Source organism: Mycoplasma sp. HS2188 (genome assembly GCF_025209835.1).
GTDB lineage: Bacteria > Bacillota_I > Bacilli_A > Mycoplasmatales > Metamycoplasmataceae > Mycoplasmopsis.
On the sequence record NZ_JAOAOI010000029.1, the window covers coordinates 1 to 2114 of the forward strand.

General features: G+C 28.9%; 2 protein-coding genes. Both read left to right on the forward strand.

Going from position 1 to position 2114, the window contains the following annotated elements; all coding sequences use genetic code 4:
- A partial coding sequence (locus tag N1F73_RS03590) for a hypothetical protein (protein WP_260360141.1) occupies positions 1-1152 on the forward strand: 1152 nt, incomplete at its 5' end.
- 2 nt (positions 1153-1154) lie between these two features.
- A partial coding sequence (locus N1F73_RS03595; RefSeq protein ID WP_260360142.1) for a type IV secretory system conjugative DNA transfer family protein occupies positions 1155-2114 on the forward strand: 960 nt, incomplete at its 3' end.

Consider the following 2114-nt stretch of genomic DNA (forward strand, 5'->3'; position numbering starts at 1 on the left):
GCTCGTGTTGATGCTGTTTATGTTCAAGATGATGATAAAACCAAGTTTGATTTAGAAAGTGAATTTAAAAAATCAGGTTTAGATTTTAAATCGTGGATGAATTTACAAACCAGAGTTAAAAAAGATAGTGCAAAATCAGGAGTTTATCGATTGTTTGAAAATCCCAAAGATATTAATGTTAATGATGAAATTGAATTATTAAATATGATTTCGCAAAAACAAATTGTTTGAGAAATGATTATTAATCCAGGACAATTTGGAGTTGATAATTTTATGTTAGATAAAAATGAGTGAGCAGATTTATTAAATGTGCATATGCGAAAACTTTTGAAGGCAAATCATTTAGATCCTGAGAATATAAGAGGTCATTGAGTTATGCATGCTAATACAGATTTTCCTCATGTGCATTTAAGTTTTTGAGAAATAAATCCTAATACACAGACTAAAAAAGAGGGATTGGTTTTTAAACAAAAAGGTTGATTTAGTAAAAAATCGGTACAAAATTTTAATAATGTTTTATCTTCGGAGGTTATTTATCAAAAAGAATATCGCAAGTTAAATGAAACCAAAGCTAAAACCTGAGATATTAGAAAGCATATAAAAGCGATTACGACGCTGGATGATGTGCGAAATGAAGAAATTTATGATGATGTATTTAAAGTGCGCGATTATATGCTTAATCGCAAAAATAAAACATATGTTAAAGCTGATGAAGATATTAAAGAAGCAATTTGAAATATTTTTGATTATGTGCAAAGTAATAATGACGATATTAAAATGCAATATCAAAATTACATGTCAGAGTTAGAAAAATTAAAGGGCGAAAAGTTAGCATCGCTATTTAACGAAAAATTAAAAAACAATTTTATTGATAAAGAAAAAGATGAGTTTGAAAAACAAATCGGTAATTTGATTATTAAGTTATGTTTGAATGAAGATGAGATGAGCGAAAGGGCAGATCGATTTAAGGGTTTAAATAGTGTTCAAAAAATATTTATTCAAAAATCAGCAAGACGCAAAAGTGAAACTAAACGAAACCTGAATTTAAAATGAATAATTGATGGTTGAAATTGAGAAGCAAACGGAGTGCATTTTAGACATAAATTGGAGGCTTTACGAAGTTATCGCAAAAATGTTAAGGCAAGGTATTAAATATGAAGCACAAAAAATTCTTTGATTCTAAGTTTTTTAGATTTTTAAAATATTTTTTTAGTTTAGTTATTGTGCCTTTTATTTGTTTTGTATTAGTTGGTATTGTTGGAACGGTATTAATTAGCCGTGATAAGGCAATTAAGGGGTGATTTAAGGGCGAGAGAGATGTCTGGGGTGATATAGTTAATTTCTATGTGCTCGAGAATAAATATCGGCTTTATGGTTTAGTTTTGATTTTAGTTGTTAGTTTTATATGTTTGGTTGTTTTGAATTATAAGGACTGATTAAAAAATATATCTAGATCACAAGCAAATGATAATTCACCATTTTTATATAACCAGGAAAGTGGTGAGGGTAATTTAAGAAAATTTAAAAAGGAATTTGCGAATAATAATGAATCTGGGTTTGTAATAGGTCATATTAAAAAATACGGCGATATGGTTAATCACTCTGACTCTCATATGATTTTATTAGGGATTGCTGGTTCGGGTAAAACTTGAAGAATACTTTTTCAAAATATCGTCCGTAATGCAAGTTTGTCTGATGATAAAAAAGCAAATATGGTAATAATCGATCCAAAACAAGAATTATTAGAAGCAACGGGTGGTATTTTAAAAAAACAAGGTTATGACGTGAAGCTGTTTGATTTAGATAATCCTAATAACTCCGTACGCTGAAATCCATTGAAGTTAGCTTGAGATTACTTTCATTCAAAAGAGTATAAAGAATTAAGTAATTTAGATTATTCCGAAGGTTTTGATGCACTGCGTGAAGTGGTTGAAGAATTAAAATGAGGTGATAGACAAGACGACGGGATTTGAGTAGCACAGGCGAAAAATGTCGTGATGACAATATTAAAATTTATGGTTCTTTACTCGTTAGAAAATAAAAAGTTTAGTTTAAATTACTTTACATTGTCAAATGTTGTTGCGTTTTTAAATTTAGATACTTTTACGATGGGT